We start from the raw sequence: 21,925 nt of genomic DNA, 5'->3' as shown, positions 1-21,925 counted from the left end.
CTTACTCATGGTCTCCAGGCGGCGGAACTGCAGCGACAGCTACAGGATTGTCAGCGGGAACTTATACGGTAACGGTAACAGATGCCAATGCCTGTACAATCACCAGAACAGTAACAATCACTCAGCCAGCGGCAGCAGTTTCAGGTACAACAGTGGTTACGAATATTGCGTGTAATGGTGGTTCGACAGGAGCTATTAATTTAACACCTGCAGGAGGAACAGCACCTTATACCTTCAACTGGGGAGGTGGAATTACCACTGAAGACCGCACAGGCTTATCAGCAGGAATTTACACGGTAACGATTACTGATGCTAACGGATGTACAGGAACTGTGAATGCAACGGTAACCCAGCCAACGGCGATGAGTGCAACAGTTTCTCAGACTAATATTTCATGTAACGGAGGATCTAACGGAACAGCAGGTATTGTTGTAACTGGCGGAACAGCTCCTTATACGTATTCATGGTCTCCAGGCGGCGGAACAGCAGCGACAGCTACAGGATTGGCAGCGGGAACTTATACGGTAACGGTAACAGATGCCAATGCCTGTACAATCACCAGAACAGTAACAATTACTCAGCCTGCGGCAGCAGTTTCAGGAACAACAGTGGTTACAAATATTGCGTGTAATGGTGGTTCGACAGGAGCGATCAATTTAACACCGGCAGGTGGCACAGCACCTTACACATTTAACTGGGGAGGAGGAATCACCACGGAAGATCGTACAGGACTGGCTGCAGGAACTTACACGGTAACGATTACCGATGCTAACGGATGTACTGGAACTGTGAGTGCAACAATTACTCAGCCAGCGGCAGCAGTTTCAGGAACAACAGTGGTTACGAATATTGCGTGTAATGGTGGTTCGACAGGAGCTATTAATTTAACACCGGCAGGTGGGACAGCACCTTATACGTTTAACTGGGGAGGAGGAATTACCACTGAAGACCGCACAGGCTTATCAGCAGGAACTTACACGGTAACGATTACCGATGCTAACGGATGTACAGGAACGGTAAGTGCAACAATTACTCAGCCTGTGGCAGCAGTTTCAGGAACAACAGTGGTTACGAATATTGCGTGTAATGGTGGTTCGACAGGAGCGATCAATTTAACACCGGCAGGAGGAACAGCACCTTACACATTTAACTGGGGTGGAGGAATCACCACGGAAGATCGTACAGGACTGGCTGCAGGAACTTACACGGTAACGATTACCGATGCTAACGGATGTACTGGAACTGTGAGTGCAACAATTACTCAGCCAGCGGCAGCAGTCTCAGGTACAACAGTGGTTACAAATATTGCGTGTAATGGTGGTTCGACAGGAGCTATTAATTTAACACCGGCAGGTGGGACAGCACCTTACACATTTAACTGGGGAGGAGGAATCACCACGGAAGATCGTACGGGACTGGCTGCAGGAACTTACACGGTAACAATTACTGATGCTAACGGATGTACAGGAACTGTGAATGCAACGGTAACCCAGCCAACGGCGATGAGTGCAACAGTTTCTCAGACAAATATTTCATGTAACGGAGGATCTAACGGATCAGCAGGTATTGTTGTAAGCGGGGGAACTGCTCCTTATACGTATTCATGGTCTCCAGGCGGCGGAACTGCAGCGACAGCTACAGGATTGGCAGCGGGAACTTATACGGTAACGGTAACAGATGCCAATGCCTGTACAATCACCAGAACAGTAACAATTACTCAGCCTGCGGCGGCAGTTTCAGGAACAACAGTGGTTACGAATATTGCGTGTAATGGTGGTTCGACAGGAGCAATTAATTTAACACCGGCAGGAGGAACAGCGCCTTATACCTTCAACTGGGGAGGTGGAATTACCACGGAAGATCGTACAGGACTGGCTGCAGGAACTTACACGGTAACGATTACTGATGCTAACGGATGTACAGGAACTGTGAATGCAACGGTAACCCAGCCAACGGCGATGAGTGCAACAGTTTCTCAGACTAATATTTCATGTAACGGAGGATCTAACGGAACAGCAGGTATTGTTGTAACTGGCGGAACCGCTCCATACACTTACTCATGGTCTTCAGGCGGCGGAACTGCAGCGACAGCTACAGGATTGGCAGCGGGAACTTATACGGTAACGGTAACAGATGCCAATGCTTGTACAATCACCAGAACAGTTACCATTACTCAGCCTGCAGCAGCAGTTTCAGGTACAACAGTGGTTACAAATATTGCGTGTAATGGTGGTTCGACAGGAGCTATTAATTTAACACCGGCAGGAGGAACCGCCCCTTATACATTTAACTGGGGAGGAGGAATTACTACTGAAGACCGCACAGGCTTAGCAGCGGGAACTTACACGGTAACGATTACTGATGCTAACGGATGTACAGGAACGGTAAGTGCTACAGTAACTCAGTCAACTGCAGTAGCAGCTCCTACTGGATCAGCAGTACAAAGCTTTAATTTAGGAAATACTTTAAGTGCTTTGGTAGTTACCGGACAAAATATCAAATGGTATGCTTCTGCTACTGATGCTGCAAACCACACAGGAAGTTTACCTACAACCACTGTGATTGTAAATAATACAACTTATTATGCAACTCAAACAGTGGGAGTTTGTGAATCTACTGCTTCATTGGCTGTTTTAGCATACAATGCGAGTTTAAGTGTAGGTAATGCAGTGAAACCAAACTCCGATATGCAAATTTACCCTAATCCAGTAGTGGATAGAATTAACATAAGTGGGGAGGAGAAGATTATCAAATTGGTTATTTACTCTGCAGATGGTAGAAAAGTTACCGAGAAAACGTTATCTAAAAATGAAAAAAGTATTGATGTCCATTCATTAGTTCAGGGTGTTTATTTAATTCAAGTATTTGTTAAAGATGACGTTAAAACATTTAAGTTTATAAAAAGATAGAATACTTAGTTGAAATCAATTTAATGTTAATTTTTTGAATCCGTCTCACAACTGAGACGGATTCTTTTTGTCTACAATTTATTCCGCATGTTTATTGCTGGTTTCAGATTTTTTTGAAGAACTTCAACCATTCTTCAATTCAGTTAGCCTTATCCCTTACTGTTTTGCAGCTTTTATTCCCGAAAATTATCATGCTCGAATTTTGAATGATATTTTTGAAAATATAAGTACTGACCTACTTCGAAAAACTAAAAGCAACGTGGAATCCCTATTTTCATCCTGTGATGATGCTGAACTCCATTGAATAGGGAACTCAGAAAATCATTTAGCAGAAATAAATTCCTATAACAAAACTTATTATGATTCCAATATCATGAGCATGCATGATGATCATATGCAGAATGGGGTTTACAATTAATAATGATTTTAACGAAATTTTTTATTATGGTTGAAAGATATAAAAAAAGGATAGCCATCTGAAAAATGACTATCCTCTTTTTAGGATTTAACGCTTTTTACTTGAGTATTCTTAATTTTATTCGGCTTCTAATACTCCGCCTCTTGTTATAACTGGAAGCTGGTCTGTAGTTTCTGACGCAGTAATAACATCATCAAACTGAACTTTTCTTGCCTGAAGTTTTGAACTTGGAATTTGTTTTAAAATTCTCAGGTGATTCTGATAATTTCTAATACCCATAGAAATCTGGAATGAGAAATCGGAAGTTTTGTAAGCTCTACCTTTGTAATTAATTGTTTGCACTCCACCTTTCACTTTTTGGAAGAATTCTTTAAACATAGTTGCGTTGTAGGCATTGTTTGAGAAATCTGCAAGATCTAAGGCATCATAATCAGAATTTAACGCTGCACGGCTATGACAAGATATACATGATGCTCTTTGATTATCAACAGGACCATTCATTCTGCCACCGATTCCAAGGTGCGTAACGTAAGCTTGATCTGGATTGTTTGTGGATTTATCATTCTTTATTAAAGATGCGTTGACAATGTTTTCTTTGAGCTTATCATTTATGAAGTTGTTAGGAAATCTGTTGATATCATCCAGTTCATCAACATCATTATCCCAACCAATTCCTACAGGTTCAAGTTTTTCAAACCATTTTTCTCCTTTCTTAGCGTTATTATAAATAAAAGTTCCCAAAGCCCATTGTGTGTCTTTTGCTCTGGAATCTTTTACGGCTATATCAAGCTGAATTAATCTTACTTTTTTAACTATTTTACCTTTAATGTCTTTTTTTACCGTGTTATCATAGATATGTGCATCCCATTCTAAAGAACCTTTCAGGAAAGGGACTTCGTCAACAGGAGCGTCAGTAAAAATGAGCTTAAAACAAACTGTTCCTTCCGGAAAATCAGATGCATCGATATTTGGAGTTTTTTCTTTCCATACTTTACCAAATGTATATCCACCTGGTTCATTGTAGAAAGAAACCGCCCAGGTTTGTGAAGGGTGTGTTTGTAAATCATGTATTTGACCTGGCTTGGAAGTGATTTCCTGAGTAAGTCCTCTCAATGCTTCTCTACCTGCACCAACGTAGACTGAATCTTGGTTGGTATTGATAATATATTGATCATCATTATGCATCCACGGAGCATGATACCATTTTCTGTTTGTATTTTTTTGGACCCTGAAATCATTGTCTACATTTTCTTCAAGGCAATACTTTAAAATAGTATTCATGTAATCCTCATACTTGTTTTTGTCTGTAAAATCAATATCCTGCCATGGATATTTAGTATTTGATCCGTCGTAAGTTTTTGGATAATTCTGACTGAGTTCGAAAGTTTTTCCAGAAAATCCATCAGGTACTTTGTAAAAAGTGTTGTAATCAGGAAAGCGATCATTATCATTTGAGAAAAGTTTTTGAGTAGCAAAAAGTAACTGATTGTCAGATAATTTTTGATCCTCTTTACAACCTATTGCAGTCAGCAACAGCAGCATAGAGCAACAGATTGCTCTTGTTCTTTGGGTTTTCATAATTTTTTTAAAGGTATTAGTTAATTAAAAGATGTAATAATATACTTACTCTATCAATCTGAATTTTTAACCTATTGTATTTATTCTAATTGTTTTAAATAATTTACAACCAACATGCATTAGAATAATATATTATTGATATTTTGAAGTATATTATTACTCTTTATGTGTTTATTTAAATATAATAAGCTCTGGTCTGAATTGCTGCAGGAGTTGACATACTGGTACGAACCGCAAAAGCAGGATTGTCATCAATCAGAAGCTCCATATCAGTTTTCATTATATGATCAGAATTTCCGTACGTCATTTTTACTCGCTTTTTACTTTCTTCTTCTGTTAGAAAATGAAGTTTTGTTGGTTGTAAAATATTCCATCTGCAACCTATCAGTTTATCTTCATATTTTCCATATTCTGTAATAGGAGAGAAGGCAGACATTTCCGGAATAAGATCCGCCACATCTGCTACACAGGTGAAAATTGATTCTTTGCTATCTTTAGGATCGTTGCAGATTACTGTCCATGTATTTTGTCCGGGAACATTTAGAGAAGGAAGATTTGTAGTGAATGTTGTTTTAAATTTTGGTTCGCCGAATAATTCAATTCCTGCTTTTATCGCCATATCTGCATCGCAGGGAACGTGAACTCTTTTGTGTCCCATCAATTTTGTTTGTTCTTCGCCACGCAAATATTGTTCAGCGGTTACGAATGCCACAGTATCTTTTTGAGATTCGGGGTAGCATACGATATTTAATTCTATTTCCTGCGTCGTGCTGGATCCGTTTGGAAACTGTCCGGTATAGTTTTGGAAGTTGAAACTTACAATAGCTTTGCCATCAAAATTTGAGGCAATAAGTCCTGTGTTTTCAAGATATTTCAAAACTTTTTCTCTTTCTACCAAAAAAGCAACTTCAATGTTGAATAGTGTTGCATAATAAAATGGCAGACCAAATCCTTCTGGAATTGGAGGTAATGGATTGTTCATGGTAAATAGTTTCTAATTTTTAAATGTTGATTTATATATGATTTTTCATTTAAAAAACTGAAGTTTTTGCATTTAAATATTACAGGCATTAAAAACCTGTAATATTTAGTGATGTTTATTTGTGATTAGCAATACTTATTTTAGCCTTTGTGATACGGACATCCTGAAGGCGCATTTATACTTTCAGTTGAAGCGGGAGTTGTCATACTCATTCCTGAAGGAGCATTGAAGAACTGTTCTTCGATTATCTTTCTCTGATCCTCAGGGATATCCTCAATTTTTCGAAGTGTATTTACCTGAATGTGGGGCCAGCTTGTTGTGCCACCATCATTTCCGAAATCAAATTCAAATAAAATGATCTGCTCGTATTGCAGCTGAAGTATTTCTTTTCCATCTTCTATCACAGTTTCAATCCACAAACGGAAATCTATTTCCACTGTCGGAACAAAACGGTTGACAAAAGGAACATTTAAAATTCCTCCCTGTGCTCCGGTTTTCATTTTTGACGACATTTGGATAAGAACGTAATTAGCAATATTTTGTCCGCTTAGAGTATCTCTCAGTCGCATATCCGGTCTTACGCAGTAAGGATATAAGTCGTTTGCAATGATTCTCTGTGTATAGATTTTGTTCGAGCCTGGGTCGTTTTTATCAGTTAGTGTTTCGTGAACCCAAGATGGAGCTGGCTCGTCAAGATTCATAGGACCTCCTGCTCCGCCCATTGTTGGAGAGATTGCAAGATGAGGAGGATCCCAAGTTTTAATACCGGTTGGGAATTGAGGAGCACCATTTCTGAGATAATACACTGTATTATCCTTATTCTCGGGAGCGATATCTCCTAGCAAAGTAACCGTACTTCCGTGAGGAATAACACCACTTCTTGAGATTGAATAATCAGGGATAAAATAAGGTCCTGAAATTCCGTCCATCGGCTTAATTTCTTGCGCAGGAATGATTTCGTAATATTTTTGCCCTTCTTTTAGCTGGCTTAAAAGAATGTATGAAGAAGTGCCATTTTCGTCCTTTACTTCAACTAATGGCTCATTTCTGTATTCACCTTTATAGCCATAATTTTGATAATCTTCCTCAGAAAAAGCGTGAATTCCACGGTCTTTTTCGATGGTTTTTTTAGTTGCAGCATAATTGTAAACGTCGCTTAGCCAAAGATACATTCCGTTTTCCTCATGAATTCCGGCATATTGTAATTCTCGATTTCCTTCTACTTTGTTTACACTTTTAATAGTTTGATCATATTTTACGGCACCACAGAACAATTCAGTTGCGCCGCCACGGTTACGAACACCACCAGGAACGATTTTGAATGTTAGTTTTTCAATATATTCTTCAGTATCAAAACTGAATTTCCCCGGAATCGTATTTTGATTTGTTCCAGGAGACGGCATAATCGTTGTATGAATTCCGCTTCCCAAAGATGGCCTGCCAATGTTTTTATTATAATTGGCATTATAACTTACCCAAGTTCCGTCAAGTGCGGCTAGAACTCCATAATCTACATTGTTGGCTATTTCGTTCAGGTTTTCTTCATTAAACGGTCTCACAGGATCATCAATCAGTAATTTGGAATAACCATCCATTAATTGAGCTAAATAACCTTTCTGTTCTTCAGGCGAGGCCTTTAATACTCTTGTTTTAAGATCTTGAATGATCTCTTTTTTTCTTTTTAACATGGTATACTAAGTTTTTTGGTTTTATTAATTTGATGGAAATTCAAAGGTGGGTCCTGCATTATATTGAGAATCCAATGGTTGACTCATCAGGCCGATTGCTTGTTCTTTTAGTGCATACATATACATGATCGATTTTGGCAATTCCTCTGCATTTCCTTCCACTGCCGCCTGAATCGCATCCAGTAATTTTTTGTAAGTAATATTAAATTCTTTTCCCTGCTCCAATAAAGATGGGTTTGACTGATAATCTGCAATTTTCGGATTCGGTTTCATCGGATAAGCTGCACTCCAATCAACAGGAAGTGGTTTTCCAACCGGAGGAGTTGTAACAGGCATCATTCCATTTTCGTCAATGAAAGGTCGGTAATCTCCTCCTACATAAAAATGCTCATGGAAAACTTCCTTGAATCTGAAAAAATGTGCCAATTCTACTCCTTCTTCAAATTGCGATGCATCAATATCAAAAATAGAATCATCTGCACCTTCACCTTGTCCTTTAATTTCCTGGAAAACAAGAATGACACCTTCTAACGCTTCTACTGGATATAGTTTCCCACCACTTCCGTAATATTGTTCAGGACGGATCTGTTTTGCAGGATCTCCTATAAAAATTCCGCCTTTATTTAATTCTACAAAATTTTGAGGAAGTGTCCCGTGTTCTTTATAATAAGCAATGATTTGGAAAACAGTAATATAAAAGAATACTACATCATAATACTCACCAATAGTATGAGCATTCTGCATCATGAAATTTTTCATGTTTTCAAGAGTCCAGAAATTATTCTCACGAAGTGTCTTTCTCGAAAGCAATATTGAAGAATCGGATAAATGCTTAAATATTGGTGCTTTTACCAAAGGATTTGTGGGGCTTTCAATAGCAATAAAAGTTGCGATACTGTTGATTGAAAATGTTTCCAGACCTACGAAGAAATCAACATTCATTGGTAATTTCATCGGATAGGTTGGGTAATTTTGAGGTTGATTTACCGATGGCTGAATATTCACTGCATTCATCACATTACAAACCATGATCATGTGAAGCATTTCCTCAACTGCGACACTTCTGATGATCTGTGATGCTAATACATTTGTTCCGTCTTTAATGGAATATAAAGCTGTAAGATATGGGGGAATAGTAGAGTGTTCAATCAAAATTGCGGTCTGTAAAAGATCCTGTAAAATCGGAAGATAATCCAAATCTGTTAAGGCATGTGATATTTGTGAAATTTCTTTACCAAATTGAGATTGTAAATAGGTATTAAACTGATCAATCTGATTATTCAGAAGCAAGTTTGTCAGTGTTTTGCTGTGGTATTTGAGTCCTTCGGTCCAGTCTTCTTTGCTGATTTTTGAATCAAATAACAAGGATTGTAAAGAAATTGCTTCTTCAGTGATTGTATTTTTGGCTAAAGAACTTCTCAAAAGGTTGTTATTTTCCTGAGGTTCTGTTTTATTAATAAGTTTTTGTCTCATGTTTTTATTTTAAAATTGTTTCCAAATCCTTTAAAATGGATTCTACGGAACGAATGGTAAATGCTGATAAGGTTAAAGTTGGGTTTGAAGTTCCTAAAGTTGTCATGTTTCCCGCTCCGACGATGTATAAATTAGGATGATCCCAAGCTTTGCAATAACTGTTGGTCACAGAATCTGATGCGCTATGACCCATTCTGTGCGTTCCTACAATGTGACCGGCTCCGTTGTATGAGTATCGTACATCCTTGTAAACGAAAGTATTGTTGTCGGTAGCATTGTATTTTGTGAAATCCTCAATATCTAATCTTTTAAACATCTGATCGGAAGCCAATTTTGCCTGTTCCATAGCTTTCATTTCATAATCCGTTAATTCGTAATTGATGACAGGACGTGGGATTCCCAAAATATCTAAATACTGATCATTGATAGTAACTCTGTTATTTGGATTGGGTAGCTGTTCAATTTCAAAATGAAACAAAACCTGTCTTGAAAGTCTGTAAGTAAGAGCATCTTTTAACTCCTGACCAAAAAGACCTTGTTTTAAAAATTCAGAAACATCCGATCCCGGTGAAAAGGTAGGCCAACTCCATCCCCAGTTATCAAGTGGGGAGATCCATGCAGAAAATTCGCTTCTGAAATTTCCGTCACGGAAACACGAAATATTTGTTGTAGAGCCTGGACCTCTGTAAGAATATACAGGTTCCGGAAACAGTCCCCAAGTAAGCATCACCATGTGGTCCATCAAGTTTCTTCCCACCTGATCACTATTATTGGCTACTGTTTTTTCAACTTTTTGTCCGTTTTCAAATACCGTATATTTTGAATTTAAAAGAATTTTTGGATTTTCAAAAGCATTAGCAGCTAAAATGACAATAGAGTCATTGGTATCAATTACTTCCTCTATAAAATCTGTCTTTTCTTTTGAAATGTATCTTCTTAAATGAACTTTTGAGATCTTATCATGATCTTTCTGATTTACACTCAGTTTATAAACAACACTTTGTGCCTGAACTTCAATACAGTTATTTCTCTCCAGATTTTTATTCTTATTAACTTTATATAATGCCTTTTTCAAGGTTTTCAAAGCGTTGTATTTTGCCTGGACCGGACAGATCGGAACACAAGATGCATTTCCTTCGCAACGCTCCCCTTGATAGGGATTCCAAACTGCTCCAAGAGCTTTGTATTCTTCGTCTCCGGTATCCTTCAGTGACAATTTATATCCCGATTCAGAAGATTCAGCCTTTACCAATTTTGACTTTCCGTAAGCAATATTGGGTGTGGAATTTCTTCCCTGAGGTGATGGTACAAGGGTCAACGCAATGTCTTCAGAACTTAACTGAACCGAAGTTCCTTCTAACCCTCTTATAATCTGCTGATCCATATAGCTTTGCGGGATTTCTTCCATCGGAAAAACATAATTTTTACCATAATAGTCTTCCATGGTTTCGGAAATAGGATATTTCTGCGCCGCAACATTTCCTGAAACTCCGATTTCAAACTCTGCCATTTCATAATAAGGCTTCAGAGTATCATAATCAATAGGCCAATCCATTGCTCTTCCGTATTTTTCTTTTAATCTGAAGTCATTAGGGAGCATTCTGGGTGTAGTTCCTAACCAGTGAAGGGTAGTTCCACCTCCAACTCGTATAGCATCACTCGCAAAAGGCATAGGACCAAACTGTACCAGATATCCTTTTTTATCAGGAAACGGCGGAATAATCGGTTGCATATCCAAAACATTCGGCGAAGGCGCCTGTTTCAAATCAGGATATGGGGAATTTGGGACTTTTGCTTCTTCGATATAAAATTTACGGATATATTCGTTGTAATTGACCATTGAAGAAGCTGAATCCAATTCCAGCCCAGCTTCCAATCCGGCTTCATACATTAGAATAGATAATTCTTTGTAAGTTTTGGAACCATCCATTTCTGCGCGATGGATCATTTTCTTTGCATATGTATCAAAAACGTGATCTGTCAGAATTTTGGCGATCAAAGATCCGGCAATTCCTGTTCCTACGATAATTACATCTTTTTTCTGCTTTGATTTTTCTGTCTGATTCATGAGTTGCTGTTTACAGGTTTAATACCCCAAGATTTAAAGCCAGGTTGTTTTGCTCCAGGTGGATGAGCATGCATCACATTCCAAACGAGTCCCTCTTTGTAAGAAAGATCGTTTATGTAAGCACCTTCCCAAGTTCCCAGATACCAAAGAGTGATAACGTTTTGCGCAATTTCCTGTAGTGAGACATTGGAGAGAATTTCAGTAGAGATTCTGTGACTCAGTTGTTCCTGTGTTTGAGAATTTTCAATAACATTTTTGGAAACATTTAAAAATTCTGTGAAAGTTGCAGCTTCGATGTGTTTAAGAATATGCCTGTAATAAATTTCAGCTAAACCGGTAGACAGAAGTTGGTTCAGAGAAAATCCTGTAAGGGATTCTGAGATGGTCATGAATACGCCGTAATAGTAATCATCGACGTTGAGAATTTTGTTGTTGATAATCATTTCGTAAAATTTGGTGTTAAAAAACGGGTCTTCTAATCAGTTAGAAGACTTTAATACAAGCGAAAAAATAAAAAGATAAATACCTTTTGGCTATCAGGTTTTCCTAAGAAGTTGTGGTTTGTTTTTTAAGTTGGACATGGTGTATAAGTTTTTAATACTCCAAAAGTATTGAATTATCTAATAATTCACCTCCGTATTTATACTTAAAATATAGATTGTGTGGTATTTAGAATTATTACAAAGAAAAATTGAAAAGTTATTTTTTTTATAATTATAGCTGTTGTTTAAAAGTAATTATGGTAATAGATATTTTGCGAAAACCTCTCTTGAGATTTATTTAAGATCATTGAAATAGTTTTTATATTTATTAAATCTTTCTTTTAAATTTGCAGGGCAACTAAAGTAAACTGCAATGTCATCTAAAAATTGACAAATACAGAAAAATCCCCGACCGATAATCGTAGAGATTTCGAAATATTTGGTTGAGGATTTGGAAAGAATTTTAGAAATAAATAATCTCGTCATGCGACCTTGACGAGCGTATCTTCAAACACTTTTATAGATGATTTGGTACGTTTGAGTCAAATTAAACAAGAATTGCAAAGCTCATTTTTATTAAATAATTTCTTTTAGTTTTTGCCTAGAGCAATTTAATTCTAAGATTTATTAATAATCATCAATGGAATAATAAACCTCAATTTGGCTGTCATAGTCTTGTACCCCATAACCGAAGAAATGTCGAAATATTTTGTGAAAGATTTGGAAAGAATTTTACAAAATCTTTAAAGTTGAGATTTGATTTTCTTTAAAATTTATGTTTGGAAATTTCGGTAGTATTTTGAGATTTTAAAATTGACTGGTTTTAAAATCTTATTTTTTAATTAACTTTCTCAAAATCTCATATCATTAAACAAAGTTTCATAAATTTACATAGTATGAGTTTAGTGTAAAAAAATATGAAAATAGGATCTGCTCGGGTTTCAACTAAAGACCAAAATTTGGATTTACAAATTGAAGCCTTAGAAAAAGCAGGTTGCGAGAAAATTTATCAAAAGAAAATCTCTGGTGCAACAAAGAATCGTCCCGAACTTGATAAAATGATTGAACAGTTTAGAGAAGGTGACGAACTCTATGTTTGTCGACTGGATTGTTTAGGAGAAGTTTGAAAAATATTATTGATCTTGTCTTAAGTTTAAATGATAAAGGAATTATAATAAAAGGTCTTGTAGATGGTGTAGATACTGCGACTATAAACGGACGACTATTTCTGAATCTCATGGCTTCTCTGGCTGAGTACGAAAGAGAGTTGATAAGAGAAAGAACCAATGCGGGTTTGCAAGCTGCTAGGGCAAGAGGTAGATTGGGAGGAAGGCCAAAAGGATATACAAAAGAGACTATATCTAAACTATTAGTTATGAGGTCTATATATAAAAACCAGACTTTAGCTCCGAAAGAAATTTATGAACCACTTGGCTTGACAAGAGCAACATTTTATAGGTATGCTAAAATTCTTGATAATCATACTGATGAAGAAATTAAAAAAATGGCAATTATAAAATAAGAAATCTCAATTCTACTTATATTACAATTATAATTTATTCCTGTAAAGACAAAAGTAACCTGAAATTAACGTAAAATGAGAAAACTTAATAATCCTATATTAAACACTTTAAATGCAACATTTAATAATGTTACTAGAAATGCAGTATTTTATTCTACCGCAATTATACCCTTAGATCATCGAAATAGAATTTTTACTGATGATCTAAAAAAAACTTTCAACATACCACAGCAAGTGAACAATTGGTATGAATATACATTTTATTTAGGCAGTGACTATTCTAGATTAAGAATGTTAACTATAATTTCAGCTTGTAGTGATATTGAATTTCTTTTAAAAACTTTTATTGAAAAATATTTTGATAAAAGTATTAGTAAATCGAAAAATTATTATCAAAAATTAGATTTGGTAAATAAAGAAATATTTGTTCCTAAAAGTATAGATTTAGATTCGTATGAATTTTTTAAAACGATTAAAATAGCATTTCAATTAAGACATATTTGTATTCATAATATGTGTTTTATTGATGAAACTTTTATTAAGAACACAGGCCTTTCTTTAACTGTAGATGAACAATTTGAAATAACTGACACATTTATAAATGAGATATTTGAAGCTATAGAAGAATTATTTAATTTATTAGATACCTTATAATTTGCGAGTAACGAGTGTTTAGAGAAATACGAGGTTAGATGCAATATTAAACCCTTTTGAGCATGTTAATATTTAATTCTTGTATGAATCCTCAAGATAGAAAAACGGAAAAATTAAATAATCTAAAAACGATAAATATATTTTGACTTAGTTTCAATATACACTTTCAATTATTTCCTTACCACACCATTATAAATAACTATTAAATACTATTTCCTGATAAAAATTTACTTTTCTGACTTTTTCAACCAATAATTCCTGAGATTCATCTAATCAATAACTCTCAATATGAGAACCCTGTTTTTTTACTTTTAGTCGACCGATCCCTAATACGTCATCTTTTGTCGTATTGACTTAATAGATTAGCAGTATGATAAAATTCACATTAAATTTTCCTCTCACAATTACAAATAAATATTATATTAGCAAAAAAACTAACCATATGCTCAAATTATTAATTTCCAGCACATTGCTATTTTATAGTATATGTTATAGCCAATTAAATCCTACTAAGGCTTATTTTCGTTATGATGAAGCGGGAAATCAAATCTATCGCGGAGATAATGTTTCAGGTCGCTATCAAGTGAATCATGTCGATGTGAGAACTGATAATAAACAATTATCTAATAAAATCACATCCAATACCATTAGTGATACTGAATTTTTAAGAAATATCAGAATTTATCCGGTTCCTGTTAAAGATATTCTTACCATAGATTGGAATGACAGTGTTAATGATCTTATATCTGATATTAGTCTTTATGAACAAAATACTGTTCATTGGGTATTTCAAAGCAAGAATATTTCCACTTTAAACAAGCAGGTTAAAATTAATTTATCTCAAAAATACATGGGTGTCTATATCCTTACTTTCGTTTTAAAAGATGGACGAAGAATAAGTAAGAATATTACTAAGATGTAATTCCTGTCCCAATCCTTAAATAATAAATCACATCAAAAATATCAAAAAATGAAAATAAAATTATTTTTCATTAATCTCCTTTTATGCTTTTTTGCCGCTGCACAGGATAGTTTTCATGATACTAATGGTAACACTGAAGTAAATGGAAGTGGACAACTTCAGTTTACTCTACCTATAGCTCTACCTCCGGGGGTAAAAAGTGTAGCCCCTCAAATAAACCTTACTTATACAAATGGTCTAACAAACGGTATTGCAGGTTATGGATGGAATTTATCTGGGATAAGTTCAATTTCGAGAATTGGAAAAAATCTTGAAAAAAACAACGAAATAATAGGTATAAAGCTAGACTATTCTGATAATTATAGCTTCAACGGGCAACGCTTAATTTTAAAATCCGGTGAATATGGAAAAGATGGCGCTGAATATGTCACGGAGAAATATTCTAACATTAAAATTAAATCCGTTGGCGCATTTGGAATCAATGGACAACTTGCTGGTCCTACTCATTTTGAGGTTACATTTGAGGATGGATCGCAGGCATGGTATGGAAGTTATGTAGCTGGATCAAGAGTGAGTCCTGGGATAACAACACCTTTGGAATATAATATTGTTAAATGGAAGGATGCTCAAGGAAACTATATTTCCTATGGTTATGAATCCACACCACATTCAGGAAGTAATAAGGATGCTGGTACTGTAAGAATAACCTCTATTTATTGGGGTGGAAATGAGACACTAAACAAACCTCATTTCAATAGTATTGAATTTAATTATATTGACAGGGATTTAAGAGAGCAATCTTTTGTACAAGGATTAGCATTTACTCAAAACAGATTATTAGAAAATATTATAGTAAAAGCAAATGGTAGTCAGTTTAAGAAGTATATTATAGATTATGTGAAAAATAATACCAACTATCAGTTTGTCAATAAAATTACAGAATATAATTCTGCAAATCAACCTGCTAATCCTATCATCTTCGAAAATGAATCTAATGCTACAACTAATCAAATTTTCAATCAAAATTCAAGATATGACGATTTAACGGAAATTAATTATAATCTTGTAAAAGGTGATTTCAATGGGGATGGAAAACTGGACGTCTTAAAAAGAAATACCATGATGTTAAATCGGCTAGATGGAAATGGAACTTTTGTAGATTTCTTCTATGATGGCGAGCCTCTATCTGCTGGTACTTCGTTATATAATAATATTTTAAAACAAAAACAGTCTTTATTAACTATAGCTTACGACAGATCCTTACAGAAATTAACTTTAAAAGAGTATGGGCTTGAAAATAATACCTCTTTACTATATAAATCTACAGATTTTACATCGCCCCTATTAAATAATGCTCTCTATGGAGGTGTCTTTAACCCAAACGTTCCCTCAAATGTCGACCATACCTATTACAATAATTTTATTGTTGATGAAGAAACTTATGAAGGAAATTTTAATGGGCATGGATATTCTCAATTTGTTATCAGAGTTAAAAATATCCGTAATGTAAGAAGATTTGTTCCTCCAAGAGAAGGGGGACCAAAAGTAACCACAACTAAATATCTCTATTCTGAAGAGTTTTTTTATTTTGACACTGTTAAAAATATTATTAGAAGGCTCGATGTATTAGATCATCACGCTAAAATTATGGTAAGTGATTTTGACGGAGATAGTAAAACAGATATCTTACAGATTGTAGGTAATGAATTAAGGGTATATTCTTTTGATAATGACAATAATCTTAGTCTAAAGTTCACAACAACAAAAGAGTCCTTAGATGAAATACTTTATTTAGGAGATTTTAATGGTGATGGCAAAACAGATATTATTGCTCCTATTGCAGACAGTTCTCCTGATTGGAGAATGTATATATCAACCGGAATAGGTTTTAAGAAAGAATATTATTCTAATCTATTTTTGTATCAACCCGAATTTCTGGGATCACCTAGAAAAAACCGTAGTATTGGAAGAATATACTCATCCTCTGATCTTAACAAAGATGGTAAGAGCGATTTGACTATTTTTGAAACTCAGGTTTGGTTTAGAGAGGAGATTACACAATTGAATAATCCTGATTCTAGTTATGGTTTTAACTATTTGAGAAATGAAGGAGTTGATGCAAATGGAAAACCTATTTTCTCCAATGCTTATAGTCTATCACCTAAGGAAGCTACTTCTTCAGGTGACGTAGATTCAGAAGATATTAATTATTCCATGTATGGAGAGCACTATACGCCTATATTTGGAAATTTCAGAGTAGCACAACTTAATAGTGATTTTGTAATCCTTCACAAAACAAAATTAATTACTTGGGATCTGGGAAACAAACTTGATAAAATATCAAGAATAAAGAATATTAAACAAGGAGGTATTCAAACTGATGTTCAGTATGCTAATTTTATGGATAATACAAATATCTATAAACCAGAGACTGTAAATTTTATTGATTATCCATATATCAATGTACCTTCCAACACTAATTTTACTGTAGTTTCCAAACTCACTCAACAAGGGAGATCACAAGACTTTAGATACAGGGATTTAATAGCACAGGTTCATGGCAAGGGTATGGTAGGATTCAGACAGATGTCTAGGTCTACTTTTTATGCAAGCGGATTTGAAAACACAAAAATTTGGAGCGGATCAGAATTAAATCCCACAAACGAAGCATTGCCTATTAAAGATTGGTCTATCAGAACAAACGATGAATCTCAAATATTCCCAAATAACATATCAATAACTAATAGTCAGCTTCTTTCTTTCAAAGATTATACTTATAAAATTGATAAACTTTTGAATGGTACAGTTGTAACAACTTTTACAAATGCAGACAAACCAAAAATTGTTACTGCAATAAATCCCCATATAACTACTAGTAAAGATTTTAGTAGGAATGTCAAAACAATACACACTGTTGAAACCTACAATAATCTTTATCTACCTACAAAATCTGTTGATAATATCAATGATGGTTTTGCATTGGTTACATCAGAGCTGGAATATTTTCCACCTAATCTTAATCCTGGAAGCAACTATAGCATAGGCAAACCGAAAACAAAAATTTCAACAATTCAGGCATATGGAGATATTAAAACTTCCAAGGAGGAATATACTTATGACAATAATCTTTTAAAAACGGTTAAAACCTGGAATAGGGATAATTCACAATATCTCCTTGAGTCGAATACTTACGATGGCTTTGGAAATGTAACTGGTAAAGTTATCTCCAACAGTGTAGATTCTCAACAAAATACGACGGGTACTGAATTTGATGCAAAGGGGCGGTTTGTTACTAAGAAAATAGATAATTTAGGACTTGAAACCCAAATTACTTACAATGACTGGGGACAGGTTCTGACTCAGACAGATTTTTTAGGAAATGTAATTACCAATGTTTATGACGGATGGGGTAAGATATTAAGTTCGACTTCCAGTTTATCCGGAACAACCAATTATGTTTATGAAAAACTTTCCGGAAATGCGGGAACAAAAGTAACAGAAACTGCACCAGACGGTAATGAAAAGATATCTTATACTAACCCATTAGGACAAAACTATAAGTCATCTACAAAAGCATTCGAAAACGGTAGATATGTTTCGGTTGATGCCACCTATGATCTATTAGGAAGAAAACTTGCTGATAGTGAACCTTACTACGAGGGTCAAAGCCCAAGCCAATGGAATAGTATTTCTTATGATGATAATCATTTTCCAGCGAAAGTTATCACGACTACTTTTAATGGAAAACAGACTGAAACTTCAGTTTCAGGATTAACCACTGTAGTAAAAGAACTCAACGGATATGGCAGAACAAATTCAAAAACCGCTGATGCACTTGACAACATCATTTCTACAACAGATAAAGGGGGAATCATTAATTTTACTTTCAATGCAGCGGGAGAGCAACTCACAGCTACATATGGAACAAATGTGGTAACTACAAAATATGACTCGTGGGGAAGAAGATCTGAATTCAATGACCCTTCCAATGGAAAATATACCTACGAATACAATACGTTTGGTCAGGTTGTAAATGTGATAAGCCCAAAAGGCGAAAAGCAATATAGCTACAATAATTTAGGACAGCTTTTAGAGCAGACTGAAGTATCATCTGACGGGGTTTCTACTAATAAACTTATAGGATTTAATTATGATAATTTTGGAAGACCTACATATAAATCAGGTATCTCCAATGGAAAACCATTTAGCTCACAAATCGAATACGATGCTTATGGAAGAGTGAAATCAACAGTAGAAAATAGTAACGGAAGAGTATACACGCAGGGGAGCATTGTTTATGATAACTTATCAAGATTAAAATCCTATATAAAAAGTTTATCATCTTCAGGTATTCTTACGGAAGTAACGATAAGCCATGAATATAATAGCTGGGATGGAGAACTATATCAATTAAAAGATAAAGATAAAAATTTAGTGCTTTGGGAGCTTCAGAAAACCAATTCAAAAGGACAAATGCTTACAGGCAAATTAGGTGCTACAACAATTAACAATTTGTATGATAACAATGGGTTTTTAACTAACACCAATCATTCATCTGCTATTAAGCCAGGTATATTGCAAGTTTCCTATTCTTTCAATGCTATAAAAAATGAATTAAGCAATAGAATTACAGGAGGAGACTTAACCATTTCAGAAAATTTCAATTATGACGACAACAATCGTCTCACCTCCTGGACAAATCCAAGAACTGGTCAGAGTTCAAGTAATGTATATGATCAAAATGGAAGGATTCTTGAAAATGATCAGCTGGGAGAAATTAAATATGAAAATAACAATAAAATTTATCAACCTACAAGTATTGATCTTAATGCAAATGGGTCACAAAATTATACTAATGATTTAATACAACATATCAGCTACAATGAAAATAATGATCCCATATTTATTGATGGACTTAATGGAGATGTGGCATTTGAATATGGGCTAACTTCTATGCGTCAGAAAGTTACCTATGGAGGAAATTTTGAGCCTTCACAAGAGGGGCGATTTACTAAGTACTATAGTGCGGATGGAAGTTTTGAAGTTACTGTAAATAATGATAGTGGGGGATTAGAAAAGCATATTTTATACATCGGAGGAAATCCTTATGAAGCCAATATTATTTATTTAAAAAGCTATGAAGAAGATAAGGGATTTTATAAATTTCTTCATAAAGATTATTTGGGAAGTATTCTTGGAATTAGCAATGAAGAAGGGAACAAATTAGAGCAGAGACATTTTGACGCATGGGGTAATTTGACTCATTTACAATTTGCGGATGGCTCAATTTACACAGACAAAGATGAGATTAATGCTGTAATAGCTGAATATGGAGGGTTACTTCTTGATAGAGGATATACTAGTCATGAGCATTTCTTAGAAGTGGGTATCATTCACATGAATGGAAGATTATATGATCCGCTGCTTAGAAGATTTTTGAATGCTGATGAAAATATTCAGGATCCTTATAATACTCAAAATTATAATAAATATGGGTATGTAATGAATAACCCGCTTCTTTTCAATGACCCGAGCGGAGAAGCTTATGGACTAGGAGAATCAATGATTATTGCTATGGCAGTAGCAGTCCTTACTTCGATTGGTACTGATTATTATCTGAATAGACCCATTGATTTTATTAATATGGCACAGTCTGTATCCTTAGCAGCGATATCAAGTATGGTCAGTTATGGAGTTGGTGAAATATTCAGATCCGGCGCTCAGATAGCAAAAGCTTTGGGTGATACTGGATCTCTCTTTGCTAAAGCCGGCGCACATGCTTTAACTCAAGGGACGCTTTCTTATATGCAGGGTGGAAACTTTTGGAGTGGTGCTCTCAGTGGAGCATTTTCAAGCGCATCCAATGATCTTCTATATCATGCTACGCAAAATGTAGGTTCTAAAAATATACTAAGAAGTGATGGCTTTACGTTATTTAATGGTGCTGTTTCGGGTGGAGTTGGTTCAGTAATTGGAGGTGGAAACTTTTGGGTAGGTGCAGGTACTGGATTAATTGTTACGAGTTTCAATTTTCTGATGCACAAACCGCAGTCTTCGATTCTAAAAGACCAAATGAAAGGTAAATATGCATTAGATGGTAAACCTGATTTTTCGGATGAAGGTATAAAGAAGATGATAGATTCTTTACCAGAGCTTAAAAGAATTTATGAAAAAGGAGGGAAGAAGGCTGTTTTTAAAGTTTTGCCATATTTAATTGATGAAAAAGGAAATAAAACAAATGAAATGGGAGTTACTTTAGGAGTAAATGTATTTATCTCTGAGAGTTATGTTCTAAATAATTGGGAACTTGCAACAACATTAGGGCATGAAATGATACACGTTTATCATAATGTATTTTTAACAAGTGAATTACGAGGTATGATAAGAAATAGTTGGCGAGGAGCATTTGTGATTTCAGAAGTAGAGGCATACACATGGGAAATTAAAATGGGTAATATTGAACATGGTGTATGGGGACAAAAGAAGAATATTGAGGAGCTTAAAACTGTCTATAAATTACAATACAGACCTAAAAATTTATTTTAAATGTGTAAGTTATTATTTATTTTATGTTTCTTTTTAACAACTGATCTAGTTATTGGACAGAATATGCTTGAACTGAAAATATTAAATGATTCAATAAAAAAAGTGTCTTATTATGACCATAATAAGATTATTTACAGAATAAAAAATAATTCAGATGTAACTTATCATTTAATTTTAGATGATAATGAATTTAATGAAGATCCGGATTATACGATAGAACCTTTTTTTGTAGGATTGCCAGATTATTATATTTATCATCAAGACGAAAAGTTAATTCCAGAAGGAAGTTTTGGGACTCATAGCAAAAACAAGTTATTTGAGTTTGATCCAAAATCAACTGATTTTATCAATTTTAAAAAAAAATATTCTAATATTTTTAATTCAACAGAAATAAAAATTGCTTACAGAATATCTAAGAAAATAGTAAAATTAAATCCAAAAGAAGAGAAAACTTTTGTAACTACAATAAATTTCCCCAATTATAAGAGTAGATTTTTTCATTTAAATAATAAAATAAAGTATAAATTTCAAATTAGTTTACATGTTCCTAAAGAGATTATTTCAAAATATTATCAAGCAATAATTCAAAAAGAAGATAAAAAAATTCATATTTTTTCAGGAAACTTGTTATCAAATAAAATCCCATTAGTCTATGAAGTTTATAATGGCTTTTGATAATACTT

11 protein-coding genes and 1 pseudogene are annotated in these 21,925 nt (G+C 34.8%); 6 read left to right on the top strand and 6 right to left on the bottom strand.

What is annotated here, in order from left to right; all coding sequences use genetic code 11:
- Positions 1–2,909, top strand: a 2,909-nt coding sequence (locus ACR1PN_RS12655) for a T9SS type A sorting domain-containing protein (RefSeq protein ID WP_433980323.1), incomplete at its 5' end; no start/stop codon positions are given.
- A 535-nt stretch (positions 2,910–3,444) separates the two neighbouring features.
- Here the strand turns inward: ACR1PN_RS12655 and ACR1PN_RS12650 are convergent.
- The 6 genes from ACR1PN_RS12650 to ACR1PN_RS12625 form a co-directional block, all read right to left on the bottom strand.
- Complete coding sequence (locus ACR1PN_RS12650) at positions 3,445–4,905, bottom strand: hypothetical protein (RefSeq protein WP_433980322.1); 1,461 nt, start codon at positions 4,903–4,905, stop codon at positions 3,445–3,447.
- A gap of 175 nt (positions 4,906–5,080) precedes the next feature.
- Positions 5,081–5,887, bottom strand: coding sequence for a hypothetical protein (locus ACR1PN_RS12645; protein ID WP_433980321.1), 807 nt, complete (start codon positions 5,885–5,887; stop codon positions 5,081–5,083).
- Between the two features lie 140 nt (positions 5,888–6,027).
- Positions 6,028–7,575, bottom strand: a complete 1,548-nt coding sequence (locus tag ACR1PN_RS12640; RefSeq protein WP_433980320.1) for a peroxidase, FMP-type — start codon at positions 7,573–7,575, stop codon at positions 6,028–6,030.
- 24 nt (positions 7,576–7,599) lie between these two features.
- Complete coding sequence (locus ACR1PN_RS12635; protein WP_433980319.1) at positions 7,600–9,048, bottom strand: ferritin-like domain-containing protein; 1,449 nt, start codon at positions 9,046–9,048, stop codon at positions 7,600–7,602.
- A 4-nt stretch (positions 9,049–9,052) separates the two neighbouring features.
- On the bottom strand, positions 9,053–11,116 hold the full coding sequence (locus ACR1PN_RS12630) for a GMC oxidoreductase (RefSeq protein ID WP_433980318.1): 2,064 nt from the start codon (positions 11,114–11,116) through the stop codon (positions 9,053–9,055).
- Positions 11,113–11,559, bottom strand: coding sequence for a sugar dehydrogenase complex small subunit (locus ACR1PN_RS12625; RefSeq protein ID WP_433980317.1), 447 nt, complete (start codon positions 11,557–11,559; stop codon positions 11,113–11,115). The genes ACR1PN_RS12630 and ACR1PN_RS12625 overlap by 4 nt, the downstream gene beginning before the upstream one ends.
- Positions 11,560–12,515: 956 nt before the next feature.
- Between ACR1PN_RS12625 and ACR1PN_RS12620 the strand changes: the two are divergent.
- From ACR1PN_RS12620 to ACR1PN_RS12600, 5 genes and pseudogenes are all read left to right on the top strand, one after another.
- A pseudogene (locus tag ACR1PN_RS12620) lies at positions 12,516–13,120 on the top strand (recombinase family protein).
- A 75-nt stretch (positions 13,121–13,195) separates the two neighbouring features.
- Positions 13,196–13,774 (top strand): hypothetical protein, encoded by a 579-nt coding sequence (locus ACR1PN_RS12615; protein ID WP_433980316.1) that lies wholly within the window; start codon positions 13,196–13,198, stop codon positions 13,772–13,774.
- A gap of 442 nt (positions 13,775–14,216) precedes the next feature.
- A complete protein-coding gene (locus tag ACR1PN_RS12610; protein ID WP_433980315.1) occupies positions 14,217–14,696 on the top strand; it encodes a T9SS type A sorting domain-containing protein in 480 nt (159 codons plus the stop codon).
- Positions 14,697–14,744: 48 nt separating this feature from the next.
- Positions 14,745–21,242, top strand: a complete 6,498-nt coding sequence (locus tag ACR1PN_RS12605; RefSeq protein ID WP_433980314.1) for an RHS repeat-associated core domain-containing protein — start codon at positions 14,745–14,747, stop codon at positions 21,240–21,242.
- On the top strand, positions 21,243–21,917 hold the full coding sequence (locus ACR1PN_RS12600; protein WP_433980313.1) for a hypothetical protein: 675 nt from the start codon (positions 21,243–21,245) through the stop codon (positions 21,915–21,917).
- Positions 21,918–21,925: the final 8 nt, after the last annotated feature.

The sequence above is a fragment of the Chryseobacterium sp. RLHN22 genome (assembly GCF_051011795.1).
Lineage (GTDB): Bacteria > Bacteroidota > Bacteroidia > Flavobacteriales > Weeksellaceae > Chryseobacterium > Chryseobacterium zhengzhouense.
This window is presented reverse-complemented; position numbering and strand designations above follow the sequence as displayed.

Coding starts and splice junctions, on each gene's coding strand:
- ACR1PN_RS12615 (WP_433980316.1), top strand. CDS start 13,196: ATGAGAAAACTTAATAATCCTATATTAAACACTTTAAATGCAACATTT.
- ACR1PN_RS12600 (WP_433980313.1), top strand. CDS start 21,243: ATGTGTAAGTTATTATTTATTTTATGTTTCTTTTTAACAACTGATCTA.
- ACR1PN_RS12630 (WP_433980318.1), bottom strand. CDS start 11,116: ATGAATCAGACAGAAAAATCAAAGCAGAAAAAAGATGTAATTATCGTA.
- ACR1PN_RS12605 (WP_433980314.1), top strand. CDS start 14,745: ATGAAAATAAAATTATTTTTCATTAATCTCCTTTTATGCTTTTTTGCC.
- ACR1PN_RS12645 (WP_433980321.1), bottom strand. CDS start 5,887: ATGAACAATCCATTACCTCCAATTCCAGAAGGATTTGGTCTGCCATTT.
- ACR1PN_RS12640 (WP_433980320.1), bottom strand. CDS start 7,575: ATGTTAAAAAGAAAAAAAGAGATCATTCAAGATCTTAAAACAAGAGTA.
- ACR1PN_RS12650 (WP_433980322.1), bottom strand. CDS start 4,905: ATGAAAACCCAAAGAACAAGAGCAATCTGTTGCTCTATGCTGCTGTTG.
- ACR1PN_RS12625 (WP_433980317.1), bottom strand. CDS start 11,559: ATGATTATCAACAACAAAATTCTCAACGTCGATGATTACTATTACGGC.
- ACR1PN_RS12635 (WP_433980319.1), bottom strand. CDS start 9,048: ATGAGACAAAAACTTATTAATAAAACAGAACCTCAGGAAAATAACAAC.
- ACR1PN_RS12610 (WP_433980315.1), top strand. CDS start 14,217: ATGCTCAAATTATTAATTTCCAGCACATTGCTATTTTATAGTATATGT.